The sequence below is a fragment of the Sulfitobacter indolifex genome (assembly GCF_022788655.1).
GTDB classification, from domain to species: Bacteria; Pseudomonadota; Alphaproteobacteria; order Rhodobacterales; family Rhodobacteraceae; genus Sulfitobacter; species Sulfitobacter indolifex.
Window position 1 is genome coordinate 180,283 of the sequence record NZ_CP084954.1, and the last position, 20,437, is coordinate 200,719.

Annotated in this window: 22 protein-coding genes; 6 read left to right on the plus strand and 16 right to left on the minus strand. The window is 59.1% G+C overall.

The genetic code is table 11. The features are described from left to right. The first annotated feature begins 17 nt into the window (after positions 1 to 17). Positions 18 to 1,106: a TRAP transporter substrate-binding protein DctP gene (gene dctP / locus DSM14862_RS19670; protein ID WP_007121127.1), complete on the plus strand. Its 1,089-nt coding sequence runs from the start codon at positions 18 to 20 to the stop codon at positions 1,104 to 1,106. Between the two features lie 82 nt (positions 1,107 to 1,188). Here the strand turns inward: dctP and parA are convergent, their stop codons facing one another. From parA to DSM14862_RS19730, 13 genes are all read right to left on the minus strand, one after another. Beyond that, a complete protein-coding gene (gene parA / locus DSM14862_RS19675; RefSeq protein WP_007121126.1) occupies positions 1,189 to 1,827 on the minus strand; it encodes a ParA family partition ATPase in 639 nt (212 codons plus the stop codon). A gap of 92 nt (positions 1,828 to 1,919) precedes the next feature. After that, complete coding sequence (locus DSM14862_RS19680) at positions 1,920 to 2,654, minus strand: amino acid ABC transporter ATP-binding protein (RefSeq protein WP_007121125.1); 735 nt, start codon at positions 2,652 to 2,654, stop codon at positions 1,920 to 1,922. After that, on the minus strand, positions 2,651 to 3,325 hold the full coding sequence (locus DSM14862_RS19685) for an amino acid ABC transporter permease (RefSeq protein WP_243254614.1): 675 nt from the start codon (positions 3,323 to 3,325) through the stop codon (positions 2,651 to 2,653). The genes DSM14862_RS19680 and DSM14862_RS19685 overlap by 4 nt, the downstream gene beginning before the upstream one ends. Before the next feature lie 3 nt (positions 3,326 to 3,328). Continuing rightward, the gene (locus tag DSM14862_RS19690; protein WP_007121123.1) at positions 3,329 to 4,087 is read right to left on the minus strand and encodes an amino acid ABC transporter substrate-binding protein; all 759 of its coding nucleotides are present in this window, start codon (positions 4,085 to 4,087) and stop codon (positions 3,329 to 3,331) included. A 242-nt stretch (positions 4,088 to 4,329) separates the two neighbouring features. Further along, entirely contained in the window at positions 4,330 to 5,682 is a 1,353-nt protein-coding gene (locus tag DSM14862_RS19695; protein WP_007121122.1) for a sigma-54-dependent transcriptional regulator, read from the minus strand. Positions 5,683 to 5,700: 18 nt separating this feature from the next. Then, on the minus strand, positions 5,701 to 5,826 hold the full coding sequence (locus tag DSM14862_RS21825; RefSeq protein WP_007121121.1) for a hypothetical protein: 126 nt from the start codon (positions 5,824 to 5,826) through the stop codon (positions 5,701 to 5,703). Between the two features lie 34 nt (positions 5,827 to 5,860). After that, entirely contained in the window at positions 5,861 to 7,063 is a 1,203-nt protein-coding gene (locus tag DSM14862_RS19700) for a formate dehydrogenase subunit gamma (RefSeq protein ID WP_243254615.1), read from the minus strand. A gap of 67 nt (positions 7,064 to 7,130) precedes the next feature. After that, complete coding sequence (fdh3B, locus tag DSM14862_RS19705) at positions 7,131 to 7,724, minus strand: formate dehydrogenase FDH3 subunit beta (protein ID WP_067266580.1); 594 nt, start codon at positions 7,722 to 7,724, stop codon at positions 7,131 to 7,133. A gap of 12 nt (positions 7,725 to 7,736) precedes the next feature. After that, positions 7,737 to 10,724 (minus strand): formate dehydrogenase subunit alpha, encoded by a 2,988-nt coding sequence (locus DSM14862_RS19710; protein WP_243254616.1) that lies wholly within the window; start codon positions 10,722 to 10,724, stop codon positions 7,737 to 7,739. A gap of 105 nt (positions 10,725 to 10,829) precedes the next feature. Continuing rightward, entirely contained in the window at positions 10,830 to 11,042 is a 213-nt protein-coding gene (locus DSM14862_RS19715; protein ID WP_007121102.1) for a hypothetical protein, read from the minus strand. Between the two features lie 61 nt (positions 11,043 to 11,103). After that, entirely contained in the window at positions 11,104 to 11,712 is a 609-nt protein-coding gene (locus tag DSM14862_RS19720) for a TorD/DmsD family molecular chaperone (RefSeq protein ID WP_007121101.1), read from the minus strand. Beyond that, positions 11,709 to 12,335: a DUF3306 domain-containing protein gene (locus DSM14862_RS19725; RefSeq protein WP_007121100.1), complete on the minus strand. Its 627-nt coding sequence runs from the start codon at positions 12,333 to 12,335 to the stop codon at positions 11,709 to 11,711. The genes DSM14862_RS19720 and DSM14862_RS19725 overlap by 4 nt, the downstream gene beginning before the upstream one ends. Further along, positions 12,332 to 12,871 (minus strand): DUF3305 domain-containing protein, encoded by a 540-nt coding sequence (locus DSM14862_RS19730; RefSeq protein ID WP_007121099.1) that lies wholly within the window; start codon positions 12,869 to 12,871, stop codon positions 12,332 to 12,334. Before DSM14862_RS19730 ends, DSM14862_RS19725 begins: the two co-directional genes overlap by 4 nt. Positions 12,872 to 13,252: 381 nt before the next feature. Here DSM14862_RS19730 and DSM14862_RS19735 point away from each other — a divergent pair, with 381 nt between their 5' ends. The 5 genes from DSM14862_RS19735 to DSM14862_RS19755 are packed head-to-tail and all read left to right on the plus strand — an operon-like array spanning position 13,253 to position 17,720. Further along, positions 13,253 to 15,217, plus strand: coding sequence for a 4Fe-4S binding protein (locus DSM14862_RS19735; RefSeq protein ID WP_007121098.1), 1,965 nt, complete (start codon positions 13,253 to 13,255; stop codon positions 15,215 to 15,217). 28 nt (positions 15,218 to 15,245) lie between these two features. After that, positions 15,246 to 15,449 (plus strand): DUF6494 family protein, encoded by a 204-nt coding sequence (locus DSM14862_RS19740; protein WP_007121097.1) that lies wholly within the window; start codon positions 15,246 to 15,248, stop codon positions 15,447 to 15,449. Positions 15,450 to 15,454: 5 nt separating this feature from the next. After that, the gene (locus DSM14862_RS19745; protein WP_007121096.1) at positions 15,455 to 16,525 is read left to right on the plus strand and encodes an Mrp/NBP35 family ATP-binding protein; all 1,071 of its coding nucleotides are present in this window, start codon (positions 15,455 to 15,457) and stop codon (positions 16,523 to 16,525) included. After that, positions 16,522 to 17,238 carry a biotin/lipoate--protein ligase family protein gene (locus tag DSM14862_RS19750; RefSeq protein WP_040701971.1) on the plus strand — a complete coding sequence of 239 codons (717 nt, stop codon included), beginning with the start codon at positions 16,522 to 16,524 and terminating at the stop codon, positions 17,236 to 17,238. The genes DSM14862_RS19745 and DSM14862_RS19750 overlap by 4 nt, the downstream gene beginning before the upstream one ends. Continuing rightward, entirely contained in the window at positions 17,235 to 17,720 is a 486-nt protein-coding gene (locus tag DSM14862_RS19755) for a DUF6505 family protein (protein WP_007121094.1), read from the plus strand. Before DSM14862_RS19750 ends, DSM14862_RS19755 begins: the two co-directional genes overlap by 4 nt. Before the next feature lie 44 nt (positions 17,721 to 17,764). Here the strand turns inward: DSM14862_RS19755 and DSM14862_RS19760 are convergent, their stop codons facing one another. Genes DSM14862_RS19760 through DSM14862_RS19770 form a run of 3 tightly spaced genes read right to left on the minus strand, consistent with a single transcriptional unit; the run spans position 17,765 to position 19,988 of the window. Further along, on the minus strand, positions 17,765 to 18,577 hold the full coding sequence (locus DSM14862_RS19760) for a substrate-binding domain-containing protein (RefSeq protein WP_007121093.1): 813 nt from the start codon (positions 18,575 to 18,577) through the stop codon (positions 17,765 to 17,767). Beyond that, positions 18,574 to 19,287 (minus strand): energy-coupling factor ABC transporter ATP-binding protein, encoded by a 714-nt coding sequence (locus DSM14862_RS19765; protein ID WP_007121092.1) that lies wholly within the window; start codon positions 19,285 to 19,287, stop codon positions 18,574 to 18,576. The genes DSM14862_RS19760 and DSM14862_RS19765 overlap by 4 nt, the downstream gene beginning before the upstream one ends. Beyond that, positions 19,284 to 19,988 (minus strand): ABC transporter permease, encoded by a 705-nt coding sequence (locus tag DSM14862_RS19770; RefSeq protein ID WP_007121091.1) that lies wholly within the window; start codon positions 19,986 to 19,988, stop codon positions 19,284 to 19,286. Before DSM14862_RS19770 ends, DSM14862_RS19765 begins: the two co-directional genes overlap by 4 nt. Positions 19,989 to 20,437 lie beyond the last annotated feature (449 nt).

Consider the following 20,437-nt stretch of genomic DNA (forward strand, 5'->3'; position numbering starts at 1 on the left):
AACGGAGGAGTATAATAATGAAAATGAAATCAACCCTTGCCGGTCTGGCACTCTGCGCGGGCTTTGCCACGCAGGCGGCAGCCCAGGACAACTGGACCATGACAACCACATGGCCCACATCGCTTGAACTGATCGAGATCGACAAACACTTCGTCGAACTGGCCAACAAGCTGACTGGCGATGACCTGACCATCGAATTCTTCGAAGGCGGCTCGCTCGTGCCCGCAGGCGAAGTGTTCGGCGCGGTTGAATCCAACACCGTGCAGGCCGGCGCTGACTGGCCCGGTTACTGGGCAGGCCGCAACTCGGCATTTTCGCCCCTGGCAACCACGGCAAGCCTGTTCAACGCGGTCGACTACGTCAACTGGATCGAACAGTGGGGCGGCAAAGAGCTCTATAACGAGATCTATGGCAAGTTCGGCATGGTCTATCTGCCCTATGGCGTGACCAACAACGAATCCGGTTTCCGCACGAATGAGCAGATCGTCACGCTGGAAGATCTTAAGGGCAAACGTCTGCGTCTGTCGGGTCTTGAGCAGGGTCGTCTGTTGGAAAAACTGGGCGGGTCGCAGGTCTCCATGGCTGGTGGTGAAATCTATCAGTCGCTTGAGCGCGGCGTGATTGACGGTGCCGAATTCTCAACACCTAACGTCGACTTCTCGGGCGGCTTCCAGCAGGTTACCAAATATTGGGCGACACCGGGCTGGCACCAGTCGGCATCGATTTTCGGTGTGATGATCAACAAGGGCGCATGGGATGCGTTGTCGGAAGAAACCCGCGAGTCGCTTGAAGTCGCGGCGCAGGCCAACCTGATCTGGTCGCTGTCCTTCACCGAAAAACGTGCAACCGAAGCCTACCAGCAGTTCATCGACGCGGGCATCGAGATCAACCGCTACGACGACGAAATGCTGGCTACTGTTCAGGAAATGGCGAACGAAACCATCGAGGAGACCGCTTGCGAGAACCCAGATTCCGCCAAGGTTTACCTGAGCCAGCTTGAGTATCTGGCAGACTACGCCAAATGGCGTGATGCTTCGGCCCCCTTCAACCTGGGCCGCACACCTAACGGCCCGGACATCGAAAAAATCCGCGCCTGCGCAGAATAATCTGAGCATTAGGCTATAATGAGAAGGCCCGCCAATGGCGGGCCTTTTTGCGTGCTAAGAGAGGAAGTAGCTCTCCGCCGGGTCACAACGCCAGAATGGCAGCGACCTCTTGCGCAAGGGCGCGAACCTCATCCGCTGCGGGGCCGGATTTTTTGGCCTCTACCGCTCCCAAACCGCGCCCAAGTGCATCAGCATAAATCACTCTGTTTGCCAAAGATGTGTCCAGTCGCCCGACGCCAAGCTCTGCCACGGACCGCGCAACGTCGTCACCGACACGGGTGCCCGAACGCGTGCGGTTCATCACAATATGGGTGGGCTTTTGCGCCCGGTCCGCCAAATCAAGAACATCGTGGGTTGCCCAGACATCAGCCTGACTGGCTGAGACAGGCACGAGCACCAGATCAGACTCACGTAAAACCCATCGCACATCACTGTCCGCTTTCGGGGGCGTGTCGACAAGAATGACATCGGCCTCGCCGCTCACCGACCTGATCGCGCGGGAAATTCCATAGGCGGTCGCAGTCGCAAATCGGAGGTTCGGGTCTACCCCCAGCAACTCTTCACGGACATCAAGCCATTTGCCAAGACTGCCTTGAGGGTCGGTATCTAACAGCGCAACGCTTTTGCCTTCCGCGAGATAGGCAATTGCCAAATTAGAAACGAGTGTTGTCTTACCGGCCCCGCCCTTTTGCTGGGCCACACAGATAATTCGGGCGTTCATTTACCAAGCCTTCAATGGGTTCTCTGCACCGCAGCATACCGCTTGAGAACCGAAAAAGCGATATAATCCTTCTGCGAGAGACTTGGAGGCTGCTAGCCTTCTACACGTTTCAGGAATTTTTGCAGACGTGCATCCTGCGGCGAAGAAAATATCTGCGACGGTGGGCCGCTCTCCACGATCTTGCCACCATCCATAAAGATCACCCGATCCGCGATCTCGCGGGCGAATTGCATCTCATGGGTGACGATCAGCATGGTCTGTTTGCGTTCAGCCACTGCGCGCATCAAGTCCAAAACCTCGCCCACCCATTCCGGGTCTAGCGCCGAAGTCGGCTCATCGAACAGCATCAACTCGGCCCCAAGCGCCATGGCCCGGCCGATACCAACACGCTGCTGCTGCCCACCCGAAAGCGCCGCCGGGTAGCTGTCGGCCTTATCGGCGAGCCCAGTCTCAGCCAGCACCGACAGCGCGCGTTCCTCGGCCTCAGCTTTCGGGCGTTTTTGCACCGTCACAAGCGCTTCCATGATGTTTTGCTTCGCAGTTTTATTGGCAAAAAGCGCGTAGTTCTGGAACACCATCGCCGTGCGCTGGCGCAGTGCCAGCACGTCAGCCTTGCGCGCTTTGGCGGCATCAACGGTCACGTCACCAACGGTAATCTGCCCGGCCTGCGGCACATCCAGAAAATTAAGGCAGCGCAACAAGGTCGATTTACCTGTGCCTGACGGGCCAATCACAACCATGCGCTCACCATCGGCAATCTGCAGGTCGATCCCATCCAGCACAGGCGTGCCGCCGAAATGTTTGGTGAGGCCCGAAATATTTATCATCGCACAAACGCCTTGTTGAGATGGGTTTCAAGCCGCTTCTGGCCTTGGCTCAGGACTTCGACGATGACCCAATACATCACCGCCACCACAAGGAAGGCTTCGAAGTAAAGGAAGCTTCCCGCCGCTTCTTTCTGCGCCGCGCCCATCATCTCGGTCACACCGAGAGTAAAGGCCAGCGAAGTGCCTTTGATCATGTCGATAAAGTAGTTCACCAAGGTCGGTGCGGCGATCCGTGCCGCTTGGGGCAGGATGATCCGCCACATTAACTGGCCTTGGGTCATGCCGATCGATTGCGCTGCCTCCCACTGGCTGCGGTCCACACCCATAATTGCAGCGCGAATACTCTCGGCCATATAGGCCGAAAAATGCAGCGTCAGCCCCATGATCGCCGCCGTCACCCCGTCAATCTGGGTGAGGAACGACAACACCTGCGGCAGGCCGAAGTAAAAGAGGAACAGTTGCACCAGCAGCGGCGTGCCGCGAAAGAAACTGATGAACAGCACCACGGACCAATCGAGCACAGGCACTTTGGCCACGCGCTCTACCGCCAGTAGTGAGGCGAGGATCAGCGCAAACACCATCCCCGCCACCGCCATAAAAAGTGTTAGCGGCACATAGCCCAGAATAACGGGCACCAGCCCCAGCATATAGTCGAGGTCTAGCGCCCGCATGGGTTACTCCGCTTTCGTGATGTCAGTGCCGAACCACTTGTCCGAAATCTCGGCAAGTGTACCGTCTTCGCGCAGAGAGGCGAGCGCCGTATCGACACGGTCCCGCAAGGCACGGCCTTCGTCATTGTCTTGGAACGGCAAAGCGTTGCGAATTTCAGAAAAGGGTTTGCCGGCCAATTGCAACGGTAGCGGGCTTTCCTGAATAAGCTGCGCGGAGGACACCCGGTCCATCACGAATGCATCCACCCGGCCAAGCGCTGTGTCTTGGGCAATGTTGGATTCGTAGGTCTTAATCTCAATCTCGTCAGCGAAATCCAAACCATTCAGCAGCTGCTCGAAGTTGGAACCAAGGTTCACCGCAACGGTCTTGCCGCGCAGGTCTTCGACGCCGCCGATCTCTTCGTTTCCAATCTTGGTGACAACCTGTGCACCGTCAAAGACGTACGGAGCAGTGAAGGCAAACTTTTCTTCGCGCTCTGGCGTTATGGTGATCTGGTTGGCAATCGTGTCGATGCGGCCAGCGTCCAACGCGCCAATCAGGCCTGAAAAGGCCATCGTTTCAAACTCAACCTCAAGCCCGGTTTCTTTGCCAACGGCGTTCATCACGTCGACTTCAAAGCCCTGCAGTTCGTCCAGCTTAACGAAAGTGAAGGGGAAATAGCCGCCCGACATACCAACGCGAAGCGTGTCATTGTCTTGGGCAAAGGCTGCGGTGCCGGATACTGCAGCGAGGACGGTGGCGGTAACAATCTGTTTCAGCATTGAATTTACTCCTGTAACGCTTGAGCATCAGATGTCATCGGAGGCCGCCCGCTTCAACACCGTCGCTAAAACAGGAACGTTTGCCGGGCCGGGTTGGTTCAGATGGAATGGTGTCTTGGATTGCGAGGCGGCGGCGAAAATCGTTCTAAAAATCTACCGTTGGAAAGAACTATATCCCGCCCCGAGTAGGGAAAATGAGCGAACGGGGGGCAAATCAGCGAGATACGCAGGTCCCTAGGTCGTCAGATCACGCTGATATCGAGCCCCTCAGCCGCCCAAGCGGCCAGTTTCCGATCAACCGTCTTGCGCGACACACCCAAACGCCGCGCGGCCTCTGCCCGATTGCCTTTGCACAGGTCAAGAATATGCAGCATATGGCGCTGCGTGACGAGTTCGAGATCCTCAATCGCCCTCGGCCCATCCACCGTGCCGTGACCCGCAAAGGCTTCGGGCAGGCTACCGAGGATCACCGAACGTTCGATCAGGTTTCGCAACTCGCGGACATTGCCGGGCCAGTCGTAGCGCCGCAGCTTAAGCAAAGTTTCTGCGTCCAAGCGAAGCGCGGGCATGCCAAGCGCGGTCGAAAATTGCTGCATGAACATCGCCGCCAGTTCGACGATATCTTCCGAGCGATCCTTGAGCGGTGGCATCGCGACTTCGACCACGTTCATGCGGTGATAGAGGTCTGCGCGAAATCGCCCCTCTTCGACGGCCTTGGGCAGATCGGCATTGGTGGCAAAGAGAAAGCGCAGGTTCAGCGGAATTTCCCGTTCGGCCCCTTCTGGCCGGATACGCTGATCTTCGAGCACCCGCAAAAGGGCGGCCTGCAACGGCTCGGGCATTTGGGCCACTTCATCGAGGAACAGCGTCCCGCCATCGGCTAAGAGGAACAGTCCCGGTTGCAGGGTTTCGTTCCCCTCTACCGCGCCAAAGAGTTCGGGCACGATCCGATCTTGAGTAATTGCGGCGCAGTTTACAGCAACGAAGGGATGGTCGGCACGGTCTGACATCTGGTGCAATTGTCGCGCTGCCAGCTCCTTGCCCGTGCCGCTGGCGCCCGTGAAAAGCACCGGGGTCGGCACGGAGGCCAGACGGCTCAGCATTCCGCGCACTTTGGCCAGCGCCTCGGATTTGCCAAGCATCTGCACCGCCGAACCGCCCTGCAACTCGCGCCTGAGCAGGGTATTATCGCGGCGCAGGTTTTTACGGTCGAGCGTGCGGGAAACGGCCCCAAGGATTTGGTTCGCCCGGAAGGGTTTCAGGACGAAATCGCTAATCCCGGCCCGCAACGCAGCAATGGCGGTTTCCAGATCAGCATAGGCGGTGATGAGGATCGTGTCGGCGTAGAACCCTTTGCGGCGCTGCTCGACCACCCATTCCAGACCGGTTTTTCCGGGCATCACATTATCAAGCACGACCACATCGAAATGCGCCTCATCCAACAGCTTAGTCGCCTCTGCAGGTGACGCCGCCTGTGCGACGCGCTTAACCCGCGGCTCAAGGATCTTGGTGAGGAAATGACGCATCCCCGGTTCGTCATCAATCACAAGAACCGACGCGCCTTCCAGCGTGCCGCCATATTCATCGCTTGCCATATGTTGCCTACTCGCGTGTCAGTCCACCCGGACGTTGTCACTCGAATAGACCTCTTGCGAAGAAAAGCCTATCTCATGCAGTCCGAAATAAGCCACAACGCCAATCACTGCGACGCCCAGAAACCCTGCCAACATGGCTTTCATTGCGCGAATCCTTTTACCTGTACGACCTTGCCCATCATTCAGCGGGGGTCTGGCGATTGTCTTGCTTGACCTCATCAAGCCAGATGGAGTGGTGCTGTTCAGCCCAGCGTTCATCCACTTCGCCACTGCCCATAGCGTCATAAGCGCCTTCCATGCCGAGCGTGCCGATATAGATGTGGCCGAGGATCAACGCCATCATCAAAAAGCCGATGATCGCATGCCATAGCTGAGCATATTGCATCTCTGCATGGGGTGTTAGATCGCTCTGCAATGGGCCCAGCCCTGCCGCTTCGGCCATCCCGATGTCATTGATGATCCCAAAGGTATGCCCAAAGAGTTGAACTTCGAAGGGAAACAGCAGTGACAGACCAGACAGCGATACCGAGAAGCCCAAAAGGATGACGCCCCAGAAAACGATCTTTTGGCCGAAGTTGAACTTCTTGGCGGGGGGGTGGTTGTTGCCGATAAAACCGCCAGCCTGCTTGATCCAAGTCCAGTCCGTTCGGTCAGGCAGGTTGTGATAGACCCACATGACAAAAACCATGACCAGCGCGATCATAAAGGCCCAAGACACGTTGTTGTGGATGAACTTCGATCCGGTCAGCAGGACCGAGTTGAACTCATGTCCCAGCAAAGGGATCACAACCTTGCGGCCAAACAGCGTGGCCAGCCCGGTAAGTGCCAGCAAGATGAAAGACCCTGCCAGCATCCAATGGGCAAAGCGTTCGATCGCCTTGAACCGTGTGACGGTACGGCCCACCTTACCGCCTTCGATGCGAATGCGCCCGCGCAGCAGGTAAAACGCCGCCAACAAAACCAGCATCCCAGCCAAGAGCCAGATGCCATAGGTCGCCAGCGGCCCTTCGCGGAAGTTCAGCCACCACATGCCATTGTCTTGCACCAAGACGCGGCCAGTCTTGTTCATCGTGCTGACGCGCACCGGCAATTCATTGTATCGGATGCCCCGCCATAGATCAGGATCCGAGCGGCCACCGAGCGGCCCAAGCCCCGGTACGGTAGACGCATCGCCGCCAAGGTTGTTGCGGCGGAACCCATCGTCGATCTCAGCGCCGTTCTGACGCCGTTCAATATCCGCGAGGTTCTGTGCCCCCCCGGTGCTATTGCGGTCAATGGCCGAAGGGGTCGCGTTTTCGGGCAGGCGGACGTCCTGCGCCGTGGCGCCAAGCGGCAGCGCGACCAGCGCGAGAATGAAAAGAGCCATTAGGTGGCGCAGCATGGGAAATCCCCCGGCTAGACAGATATGGAGAAAAGGGGCGGCCCCGGCAGGGCCACCCCGAAAGCCTTTACTGGCCCTTTTGCTCGTAAGCCGTGCCCCAGCCCCAAGCGCCGGAGCCAAAGCCACGTGCGACCACGCGCTCGCGGTAGATGTCGGAGACCATGTCACCGTCACCGGCCAGAAGCGCCTTGGTCGAACACATCTCGGCACAGATCGGCAATTTGCCTTCCGCGATCCGGTTGCGGCCGTACTTCTGGAACTCTGCCTGGCTGTGGTTCTCTTCGGGGCCACCGGCGCAAAAGGTGCATTTGTCCATCTTGCCGCGCGACCCGAAGTTGCCAGCCTGCGGATACTGCGGCGCGCCAAACGGGCAGGCGTAGAAGCAGTAACCGCAACCAATGCAGAGGTCTTTGGAGTGCAGGACAATGCCGTCATCTGTCTGGTAGAAACAATCCACCGGACACACTGCCATACAAGGCGCGTCCGAGCAGTGCATACAGGCGACCGAGATCGAGCGTTCGCCCGGCTGGCCGTCCTGAATTGTCACCACGCGGCGGCGGTTGATGCCCCAGGGTACTTCGTGTTCGTTCTTACAAGCCGTTACACATGCGTTGCATTCAATGCAGCGCTCGGCATCGCAGAGAAACTTTGCTCTTGCCATTCTCTTGTCTCCTTACGCTGGGATAATCTTGCAGAGAGTACATTTCGTCTCCTGCATTTGTGTGACTGAATCGTAGCCGTAGGTCTGAACCGTGTTGGTGCTTTCGCCCAGCACGATCGGATCAGCGCCATCCGGGTATTTGTCCCGAAGGCTGACGCCCTCCATGTGACCGCCGAAGTGGAAAGGCATGAAGGCCACGCCTTCGCCCACCCGTTCTGTGACCATGGCCATCACCTTGATCTTGCCGCCCTCTGGGCCTTCGACCCAAACGTCAGCCCCGTCGCGTACGCCCAAGTTGTTGGCGTCACGGGTGTTGATCTCGATGAACATGTTCTGCTGCAACTCGGCCAGCCATGGGTTCGACCGGGTCTCGTCGCCGCCGCCCTCATATTCGACCAAGCGGCCCGAAGTGAGGATGATCGGGAATTCCTCCGAGAAGTCGTTCTTTTGGATCGACGCATAAAGCGTCGGCACCCGCCAGAAGGTCTTGTCTTCATAGGTCGGATAATCCGCCACCAGATCACGCCGGTTGGAATAAAGCGGCTCGCGGTGTTTTGGCACCGGATCGGGGAAGGTCCAGACCACACAGCGGGCCTTGGCGTTGCCGAAGGGGGCGCAGCCATGCTCGATCGCGACCCGCTGGATGCCGCCCGAAAGGTCGGTCTTCCAGTTGATGCCGCCGACTTGGGCTACGTAATCCGATTCCATCTCGCCCTGCTGCGAGGTTTCACCGACCTCTTCTTGGCCGTCATCCGCATTCTCAGGCTTCTCATAGCCTGCGACCGCCTCGATGATAGCGCGCTCTTCCGCCGTCAGATCGCTGTCCCAACCCAAATCCGTCAGCATTTGCATCGTGAACTCAGGATAGCCGTCTTTGATCTCGGAGCCTTTGGAATAGACGCCCTCGGCGAGCAAGTTCTCACCATCACGCTCAACCCCGAAACGAGCACGGAAAGTCAGGCCGCCTTCGGCTACCGGCAACGACATGTCGTATAGGTTCGCCGTGCCGGGGTGGTTCATCTCGGGCGTGCCCCAGCAGGGCCACGGCAGGCCATATGTATCGCCATCTGCTGGGCCGCCATTGGCGCGCAGGGTGGTTTTGTCGAAAGTATGCTGGTTCTGCATGTGCATTTTCATCCGCTCGGGCGACTGCCCAGTATAGCCGATGGTCCACATGCCTTTGTTGAACTCGCGTGTCAGGTCTTCGATCAGCGGCTCTTCACCGTTCACCTCAATATTGCGGAACATGCGATCTTCAAAGCCGAACTTCTTGGCGAACTTATAAAGGATCGTGTGGTCCGGCAGGCTTTCAAACAGCGGCTCGACAACCTTTTCGCGCCACTGGAGCGACCGGTTCGAGGCGGTGACAGAGCCGGAGGTCTCGAACTGCGTACAGGCCGGCAGCAGATAGGTGTTGTCTGTCCGGTCATGCAGAACGGCGGAAACGGTGGGATAAGGATCAACCACGACCAACAGGTCGAGCTTTTCCATCGCCGTCTTCATTTCCTTTTGACGTGTCTGCGAGTTCGGTGCGTGGCCCCAAAGCACCATCGCCTTGGTGTTGTCGGGCTGCTCAAGGTTCTCGCGTGCTTCCAGCACGCCATCAATCCAACGCGACACCGGAATGCCGGTAAGGTTGATCATCTTCTGCTCTTCCCCCGCGCCATCGGTCCACGAGGCGAAACGGCTCTGGATCCATTCCAGATCCTCACCCCAGACCCGTGCCCAATGCGCCCATGACCCGTCGGACAGGCCATAGTAGCCCGGCAGCGTATCAGCGAGAACGCCAAGATCGGTCGCGCCTTGCACGTTGTCGTGGCCGCGGAAGATGTTGGTGCCGCCACCGGCGGTGCCCATGTTCCCCAAGGCCAGCTGCAAGATGCAGTAAGCACGGGTGTTGTTGTTGCCGTTGGTGTGCTGCGTGCCGCCCATGCACCAGATCACGGTGCCGGGGCGGTGGTTGGCCAGCGTACGCGCGACGCGCTGAAGCTGTTCGCCCGGCACGCCGGTGACGCGCTCAACTTCGTCAGGTGTCCAATTGGCGACTTCCTTGCGGATCTCATCCATGCCCCAAACACGGGTGCGGATGAACTCCTTGTCCTCCCAACCATTCTCGAAGATGTGGTAGAGGATGCCCCAAACCAGCGCCACGTCCGACCCCGGACGGAAGCGTACATATTCGTCGGCATGGGCCGCGGTGCGCGTGAAGCGTGGGTCGCAGACGATCAGCGGCGCGTTGTTTTCTTCCTTGGCCTTCAACACGTGCTGTAATGAGACCGGATGCGCCTCGGCGGGGTTGCCACCGATGATGAAGATCGCCTTGGACTTGTGGATGTCGTTGTAGCTGTTGGTCATGGCGCCGTAGCCCCATGTGTTCGCCACGCCCGCCACGGTGGTGGAGTGACAAATCCGCGCCTGGTGATCGACGTTGTTGGTGCCCCAATAGGCGGCGAACTTGCGGAACAGATAGGCCTGTTCGTTGGAGTGTTTCGCCGAGCCAAGCCAGTAGACTGAATCCGGGCCGCTGGTGTCACGGATGGTGGTCATCTGGTCGCCGATCTCGTTGACCGCCTGCTCCCAGGAAATCCGCTGCCATTCGCCACCGACTTTCTTCATCGGGTATTTCAGTCGGCGCTCACCATGGGCGTGTTCACGCACCGACGCCCCTTTGGCGCAATGGGCACCAAGGTTGAAGGGGCTGTCCCAGCCGGGTTCCTGCCCCAGCCAAACACCGTCCGACACTTCGGCAATGACCGTACAGCCGACCGAGCAATGGGTGCAAACGGATTTCTTGACTTCCATCTTGCCGCTGACGGCTGCCGTGGCGGCTGATGCCTGCTGCACGCTGCCTGCGGTCGCGGCGATGGCGCTCAGCCCACCGATGGCGAGGCCTGAGCCGCGCAGAAACGCGCGCCGGTCCATACCGCTGCGTGCCACATCGGACATGATGCCTGTCTGCTGCGCAGACCGCGCGACCCCATTGGTCTTTTTCCTCAACATATCTTCACTCCCTGTGCGCGGGCTGGTTCCCGCCTGAGGTGGCTATTAAACGGCGGGCGTTTCCCGCCCTGCCAAATTTAAGAGGCAGCGCCTCTTGGTATCTGATTAGAACCGAGCAGCGGCGTAGTAGGCGCGCGTGTGTTCGGTGTCTTGGATGCGATCCGACGACAGGTCGGGGGCTTGGGCCGCTTGAGCCTCTGTCCCGGTGGTGGCCACGGCAACGGCGGCCAATGGGGCGGCGGTGCCGGCGAACTTCAGGAAATCGCGCCGGTCTTTGCGAACGGGTGCATTGGTGGAACCCTCTGGCTTGCGTGTCATGTTGTCTCTCCTGTTACGTCTTTTGTTCAAGGGCGGGGCGCCCCAGCTGTCTCGTTATGTCTTAATTGTCTTTGCTCAGGCGAAACGCCTCAGCTTCGATCTGCATAAAGGCGCGGCCTATTTTGCCCACAGGGGCGTAGAAAACCGAATTCTTAGCCCCTTCGAGGTCTGCAAAGAAATGCCCGGCCCATGGGGCGACATGCCTATTAAAGAATGTCTTTTGCTGGGTCAGCATCGCCGGTGCCGAAAAACGGCCCGCGATCATCGCGCCCATCATTTCCATGAGCGAGGCGATGTTGTCCTCAGGCTCAAACACATTTGGCGCCCGCTCAAGCCCGCGTGCCACCATGTCTTGGCGCAGGGCAGCAAGCGGTTTTTCGTTCAGGAACCCGGTGAGGTAAAAACTTGCATAGGGCAGCAATTCGCCCCGGCCCAGTCCGATAAAGAGCCGGTTGAATTCGCTCTCTGCTCCGGACGGTCTGGTCTTGGACGCCAGCTTTGACAAAGTCGCAAACCCCTGCCCCAAGTCAGATTCATCACCGCTCAATGCCGCACATTGATCAAGCAGCATCTGATCGGGTGGACCGGAAAGAATAAGCCCCATGAAGTTATAAAGGTCCGCGCGCATGCGGTCCTCTTCGGGCAGGGGTGTCGCGGCCAGTTGGTTCATGCGCTGCTACCTTCCATGTCGGCGGCCGGATCGCCGGCGAATTGAAAACGCATCCGACGGTGGGTCGGTGCGGATTGCTCGGCCTCTTCTTCTACTGGCGCGGTGTACACCTGAGAAGGCGCACGCTCTGCCAATGCGGTTTCGGTGCGCCGAGGCGCTGGCACAACGACATCATGGGTCGGTGCCAATTCGGGCGCGTTTTCCTCAGCCACTTCGGGCGTATCTCCTTCGGCGGTCAGGACCTCTTCGATCTTTGCCACCATGCCGCGGCCCACTTGATAGATCGTGTTCACAGGCTTTCCGGCGGTCGCGGCAGCTGTGTAATCGTCGTCGTAATCATTCAAGCCGTCAAGACAGGCGAGCACCGGATTGGTCCGCCAGAAGCTGCGCAGCGCGCGGGTTTTGAGGCGTTGCGGCAACTGCGCCTTGAGAAAAGCGCGGAGCTGTTCGCCGCTGACCAGTTCTTCGGGTGCGGGCAGATCAAACTCGGCCAGCAAGTCATCATCGCTCCGTTCGGCCAGTGTTGCCTCTTCGGCCTCGGCCACGCGGGCCTCTTGGACGCGCACTTCGGCTTCAGCCTCTGCTGCCACTGCGGCGCGGCGTTTTTGCCAAAAGCTGCTCATGCCAGACGTTTTCGTTTCAACGTCGGCGAGGCGTAGATGTCTGCGGGCTTCTCAATGCGTGGGTCGCCGATGCCGTCTTGCTGGCGGTCCGTCCGCAGGCGATCACGCCGCCGCTTCACGAACTCTTCTTCTTGGTGGAACTCTTCGACAAACTCTTGCACCCAGGCCAGCAAACCGGGCGTCATCGCGATTTTCTCAACCACTTCTTCGGCGCTGTCGCAATAATCCTGCGCCTCATAAGGAGAGGCGGTGACCAGCGCCAATTTGAAAGGCCGCTCGGTCGCACCGGGAATGGGGCGCATCACCACATAGACGCAGGGCACGTCGGCCCCCAGCCCGTGAACATAGGCTTCCGTTTCGGCACCGTGTAATTCAATCTGAAGCGTGGCGGCGTGGTACTCCACGATATCGCCCTCGCGGCGCAGCTCACGCCACTCCGCATCCCCGGCACCGGGCAGCACAGCGGTCGCTTTCCAGCTCCACTTGGCCCACCGGGTCACACCCGGCGCGCGCTGCAGTACGATACCCAAGGGCATCGTCCGATACATTTTCGGGTTGTGAATCAACTGGCTCCTCCGTTGCTATGACCTTCACCTCAAACCCCCACTGGGGGGAAGCATAAATCCGCGTGATGTCGCTAAAAACCCGACTTTCCAGACAAGATGACCCGCGACCCCGTACCGTCAATGACGCTTCGGACGTTTTGTCTAACTTGAGTATTTTGCTAGGAATATCAGAATTTTTCACATTTCGAATCACCATACCAACCCTGACGCTTAAACGGCGGTGTTGGGTTGGTGGACGATGGCTCTCGCCTTTCTGTTTCCGGTTGTGGGCGGTGCTAAATCCCGTCTAGCTTGGGGTCTCAACTGCGCCCAAGAGGGCGGCGGTTTGGCGCGCGTAACAAGGAAAAATTCATGGCCAAGACATTGATAACATGCGATTGCGCAGGGTCGCAGCGTATCGATTCTGATGCGCTGGCCGAGAGCACCGGTTTGACCGTCGCACCGCCCTGTTCGGCCCTTTGTACCACCCAGATCGACCGCGCGGCCAAGGCACTGACCACTGGCGATGCGATTTTATGCTGCACCCAAGAGGAGCGCATATTTACCGAGTTGGCGGAGGAATTGGAACTACCCCCTGCCCCCCTCCTCGACCTGCGCGACCGGGCCGGATGGTCCGATGACCCCCGCGATAAAATGCCCAAAATGTCCGCCCTAGCGGCAGAGGCGCTTTTGGACGCCCCGGCAGAAAAAACCATCGACGTCGCCTCCGAAGGGTTGTGTTTGATCCTTGGGCGTGGACCGGCAGCACTTGAGGCGGCGGCGCAACTCAAGGACCACCTCAGCGTCACGCTGCTGATGGACGACGCGGTCACGCAGGCCGAGGACAATCTGCCCGAAGTCCGCGACTTTGATCTCATCTCCGGCAAGCTGCGTCGCGCCAAAGGAGCACTTGGCCAGTTCGAAGTCGTGATCGACGCGTTGCGGCAGGTTGACCCGCGGGGCCGTGGCCCGCTGACCTGGACCGAGCCGCGCGACGGGGCGAAAAGTCAGTGTGACGTGATCATCGACCTGCGGGGCGACACACCTCTGTTCCCGGCCCATGAAAAGCGCGAAGGCTATCTGCGCGCTGATCCGGCGCATCCGCCCGCTGTCGCCGCCGCCGTGTTGGCCGCGTCGCATGTGGTGGGCACCTTCGAGCAGCCGCTTTATGTGCGCACCGAACCCCTTCTTTGTGCGCACAGTCGGGCAGGACAAACCGGCTGTACTGCCTGCCTTGATCTATGCCCCACAGGTGCGATTGTACCGGACGGTGATCATGTGACCGTTGACCCGATGATCTGCGCGGGCTGCGGTGCGTGTTCATCGGCCTGCCCGTCCGGTGCGATCAGCTATGACGCGCCGCCTGTCGATTTCACCATGCGCCGGGTGCAGACCCTTGCCCGCGCCTATCTTGAGGCCGGAGTCGATGCGCCCCGCCTGTTGGTGCATGACGACCACGGCGCCGAGATGATCCGCCTTGCTGCGCGTCACGGGCGCGGCTTGCCTGCCGATGTGATCCCGATGCACCTGCCCGCACTCGCGGCCTTCGGCCATGCCGAGGCTTTGGCCGCGCTGGCCGCTGGTTTTGCCCATGTCTCACTTCTGTTTGGCCCCAAAGCCGACCGCGATGCGATTGAAACCCAGACTGCTCTTGCGCGCGCCATTGCGGGCGAGGCCCGTATGACGCTCATCGACACGCCTGATCCTGAGGCGCTGACAGACCTGCTCTATGACGGCACCGCCCCTGCCCCCGTCACCCAGCCGGTGCGTCCTATGGGCAGTCGGCGGCAGATCGCTCGGCAAGCGGCCCGCGCATTGCAACCCGACGCGCAGGTGCTTCCCCTGCCCCAAGGTGCGCCCTATGGCGCGGTTTTGGTGGATAAGGACGCCTGCACGCTGTGTCTGTCTTGTGTCTCGCTCTGCCCGTCGGGTGCGCTTGGCGACAACCCGGACCTGCCTCAGCTGCGCTTTCAGGAGGACGCTTGCCTGCAATGCGGTCTCTGCGAGCATATCTGCCCTGAAGACGCGATCACCCTCGCGCCGCAGCTTGATCTGACCGATGCGGCACTAAGCCAGCGGATCCTAAACGAAGAAGAACCTTTTCCCTGCGTCGAATGTGGCAGCTTGTTCGGCGTGAAATCCACCGTAGAGAAAATCACCGACAAGCTGCGCAGTCATTCTATGTTCGCAGATGAATCCAAACTGCGGATGATCCAGATGTGCGATGACTGCCGGATCAATGCGCAGTATCACAGCACCAACAACCCGATGACAGGCAACGAACGCCCCCGCCCTCGCACCACCGACGATTACCTCTCCAAACGGCGCGACCACTAGGCCGCCTTTTCAGAATAGGAGCACCCCCATGAGCGAAGACTTCAACATGTCGATGCGCAAGTTTCTCAAACAGGTCGGCGTGACCTCGCAGCAGGCCATCGAAAAGGCCATGCGCGACGGTGACACTGCCGGTAAGACATTCGCGGTTAAGGCTGTGATTTCAATCCCCGAACTGGGGCTGGAGCATGAGATCGACGGCACCATTGCCGGCGCGGATAAGGGCGAGGCATAAGCGACGTGACAGCCAGCAGAGAAGCGGTTCTAACCGCGCTTAAAACCGTGACCGATCCGGCCACGGGCACCGATATTGTGGCCAGCGGCGTGATGCGCGCGTTGAATGTGGACGACGCGGGCGCGGTGCGTTTTGTCATGGAAATCCCGCCCGCGCAGGCCAAAGCCTATGAGGAAGCCAAAGCACTGGCCGAAGCGGCATTGGCGCAGGTCGATGGCGTGAGCAAAGTCTCCATCGTATTGACCGGGCACAGCGAGAAGGCCCCGCCGCCCGACCTCAAACCGCAACGCGCCGCCGAACCCTCAGGCCCGCAGAAGATCCCCGGTGTTGACCGGATCATCGCCATCGCTTCAGGCAAGGGCGGCGTCGGTAAATCCACCGTATCGGCAAACCTCGCCTGCGCGCTCGCCGCTCAAGGCCGCCGCGTTGGGCTGCTGGATGCCGATGTCTACGGACCCAGCCAGCCGCGCATGCTCGGTGTCTCGGGCCGTCCCGCCTCCCCCGACGGCAAGACCATCCTGCCGATGCGCAACCATGGCGTTACCATGATGTCGATTGGCTTGATGACCAACGAAGACCAAGCCGTCGTCTGGCGTGGTCCGATGCTGATGGGCGCGTTGCAGCAGATGATGACCCAGGTGCAATGGGGTGCGCTTGACGTGCTGATCGTTGACCTGCCACCGGGCACCGGCGACGTGCAGATGACCCTGGCGCAAAAGGCCCATGTGGACGGGGCGGTTATCGTCTCTACACCGCAGGATGTGGCTCTAATCGACGCCCGCAAGGGGATCGACATGTTTAACCAACTTAAGGTGCCGATCCTTGGGATGATCGAAAATATGTCGACGCACATCTGCACCAACTGTGGCCACGAAGAGCATGTCTTTGGCCACGGCGGTGTCGCGTCTGAGGCTGAAAAGTGGGGTGTGCCCTTGCTTGCCGAAGTGCCGCTTGATCTGCAGATCCGTCTCGCCTCCGATGGCGGTGCGCCGATCACGGTCAGCCAGCCTGACAGCAAACAGGCCGCGGCCTTCCACGCGATTGCGAAACAGCTGATCGACGCCGGCGCAGCATGAGCGAAGGGCTTTCATTCCCTCCTCTGATGTCGGGCGAGGCCGTGTCCGATGACGCCCTCCGCGTCGCCTGCACGCGCGCCGCACGTGGCTGTGATGCAGGTCTCATCACGTACCGGCTGGACGGGGCCGAGATGCAGGGCGCATTGGTCTTTGCGCCCGAAGTACCACTGGCGCAGGCGGTGGCCATGCTCCCGCTCTGCGGGGTCGGATTTCAGAACGCCCTCGGCGCACTGTCCCCGCCCGAAGTGGCTGTGCAATTGGAGTGGGACGGGGGCATTCGCCTGAATGGTGCCTCTTGCGGTGCCTTCCGCATGGTCGCATCAACCACCGATCCCGACGCCATCCCCGACTGGCTGGTCGTGGGCTTTACTCTACCGCTCTACCCGGCCGAAGACCCTGACATGGCGGAAACTGGCCATAACCCGGACCAGACGGCACTCTTTGCCGAGGGCTGCGCCGATGTGCATCCCCCTGCCCTCATTGAATCCTGGGCCCGGCATACGCTGCATTGGATCAACCGATGGGAAGACCTTGGCCCGCCGGGTCTGCACGGCGAATGGCGCGGGTTGGTTTTCGGAATTGACGGCGATGTGACGGTGCGCGGTCAAAGCGGTACATTCATCGGTGTTGATGAGAATTTTGGTATGCTACTGCGCAGCGATACAAACACGCAGCTAATCCCGCTTACCACCTTATTGGAGCCTGCCCCATGACCTTGAAACTCGCCCGCGCGATCCATTTCGACGAAAGCGACCGGAATGTTTTTGCCTCGCCTGCGCGAACTGGCGAATGGTGTATCTCTGGCGGGTTCGAGTTTTCAGACTGGACCGAAGGAGATCTGACCGGCAAGGCACGTCAGGCGTTTGCAAACGGATGGCTGGGTTTGGAAACCTTTGGTCGGGTCACATTCGTGGCCGTCACCCAGATCGAAGATGCCGAAATCACCACGCTCACGGACATGCTGGCACAGCATTTCGTTACCTACTACGGCGCACCTTCTGTTGAGGCCGCGCGTCCGGTTGCTGCGGAAGAACTCGCCCAGATGATTGAGCTATGCGCCGATCACGCGCCAAACTGCCTACTGACAGTGGCGCGCGAATTAACAGATGCAGGTGTGCGCGAAAGCTTTCGTATGATCCAACCGCAAGATGCCGGGCTCGAGCAATTTGCAATCCATGGCGACCTGCCCGAATAGACCATCCGCGCCCAGTTTAGGGCGAGGATGGTCTCTAACACAGGCTATTCAGCCGGTTTGGCATTGAAGACAAACAGCGTTTCGCCGTTGATTTTGTAGTCATTGATCAAGGATTTCGCACGGTCGGAAACAAGCCATTCCTCCAACCGCAGTGCCAAGTCATTTTTCACATGATCGTGCAGCTCAGCGTTCACTGGCAGATAGGCGTATTGATTAAACAGCACCGGATCGCCTGCATAGAGCAATGCCAGCTCTCCTTTATTGCCAAAGTTCAGCCAGCTTGCGCGGTCCGACATGACATAGGCGGGCATCCCCGATGCGGTATTCAGCGCCGCCCCCATGCCTGCACCAACGGCATTATACCAATCGCCGAAAGTCGCCGGGTCTAACCCCGCTTCGGCCCAGAGTGACAGTTCCTTTTTATGCGTGCCACTATCGTCTCCCCGGCTTACGAAATTCGCCTCGGTCTCAGCGATCGCGGTCAGCGCACCAGCAGCAGCATCAGACGTGGCAATTCCCGCAGGGTCTTCTTTCGGGCCAATAAAGACGAAATCATTGTACATGATCTCGGTCCGGTGGCTGCCAAACCCGCCTTCAACGAAAGCCTCTTCGGCGCTGCGCGAATGCACAAGTATCGCATCAACGTCGCCCGCCTCTCCAAGTTTGATTGCCTGTCCAGTGCCCACGACCAGCAGCTGCACATCAATATCAAGATCCGCCGCGATCTCGGGCAAAAGCACATCGGCAAGACCAGAGTTGTTGAAGGAGGTGGTGACCGCCATTTTCATCACGTCTGCTGCCTGCGCGGCACTGCCTAGGGCCAGCGCCGAAATTGCGCCTATGAACCAATGTTTCATTCTACGATATCTCCTCTTAAAAATGCCTGAGCCTCTTCGGTCTCAGGTTGGTTAAAAAACGTATCTGCGCGCCCGGCCTCATGAATTCGCCCGCCGACCAGAAACAAAACGTCGTCAGCCAAACGCCGCGCTTGTCCAAGGTCATGGGTCGACAGGATCAGCCGGGTGCCGTCTGCCTTGGCAGTTTGCAAAATCATCTCGATTTCTCGCGTGGCACGACCGTCTAAAGCGGCGCAGGGTTCATCAAGAAACAGTAGCTTTGGTTTGCATATCAAGGCCCGGGCGAGTGCCAGCTTCTGCTGCTCGCCGCCCGACAGCACAGGCGCGGCACGGCCCAAAAGCGGCTCTAATCCTACACGTACAGCCCATTCACGTGCCGCCTTTCGCGCCTTGTCTTTAGGAGCTCCGCGTAGACGCAAAGGGTAAATTAGATTCTCTAAGACCGTCCGCCGCAGCATTATCGGGCGCTGAAAGACGAACCCTTGATGATGCCGTGCCTCTTCGGTTGTGCAGGCCCAGTCAATCTGCCCAGCCGACAGCCGTGCGGTGCCGTGTAGAAGCTGTAGCAGTGTCGTTTTTCCTGCGCCGTTGGGCCCGATGACCACCGTGGCCCCCTGCCCTCCAAGGGTGAGATCGATGGGCCCGACCAACCGTTGCCCGCGCCGACGGCTTTCAATCGCAATCGCATGCATGGGAAAAAGCTGTGTCACCAACTCCCCTCCCGTTCGGTCCGACCCAACCAGTGGATCGCGAGATTTACGGCCACCGCAAGCCCGATCAGCACAAAGCCAAGTGCAAGGGCCAAGGCAAATTCACCCTTACCCGTCTCGAGCGCAATCGCTGTGGTCAGCACCCGCGTGGCGTGATCGATGTTCCCACCGACGATCATGATCGCCCCCACCTCGCCGATGGCACGGCCAAAGCCAGCCAAGGCCGCAGTCAGCAATGCGCGGCGCGAGTCCCACAATAGGGTCCGTATTTTCTGCGTTTGGGTGACATTCATCGAGATCAAGAGGTCATGGTATTCTTGCCAAAGTTCGCGGATCGACTGATGTGCAATCGAGGCGATGAGGGGCACAATGATGATAACCTGCGCGATAATCATCGCGGATGGCGTGAACAAAAGGCCCAGCACGCCAAGCGGCCCCGAGCGTGAGAGAACCACATAAACGACAAGACCCACCACAACGGGCGGCAGCCCCATAAGGGCGTTCAGAACCGCAATCACCAACCGACGCGCCCGAAAGCGCTTTACGGCGACCAAGGCCGCCAATGGGAGGGCAATAAGGCAGGCCACAACCAAAGCTGAGAGCGTGACACGCAACGACCGACCGGCGATTTCAACCAGTTCAGCGTCAAGTGTAGCCACAAGCCAAAAGGCTTGCACGATCCCGCTCCAGATATCGACCATCGCGTGGTGGCCTCCCCCATATTAGGGCGTAGGCCCCATCTTAGCGCACCCTGTCAGGACTATCGCGGGGACGCCAGTGGGAGAGGCTTTGAAAAGTGCAGGTGAGACAGGACAGCCGAACATTTTTGATGGCCTCGGGCCAATCAGGACAGATTGACCCCTGCGTGATTCTGCTGAGCAAGGGTAATGAGGCTCTGATAAAGGGAAATTGCTGTGCCTATTGTCACTGGAGTACCTACAAGATTAGATCAGCATCAAGTATAGTTTTCCTCATTATTTCAGTGTCTTATTAAGGAGCTCGAATTTCCTTCATGAAAATAACAGCAACTATTGTTGCGTCCGCACACGCGGTTCTCACAAGAATCTGTTGCACGCAAAGCTTGAATGGCATTAAGTAACGGAAACAAAAGCGCTACCGAATAATAGCGTTACTGAGAGCGAGGGCAGAT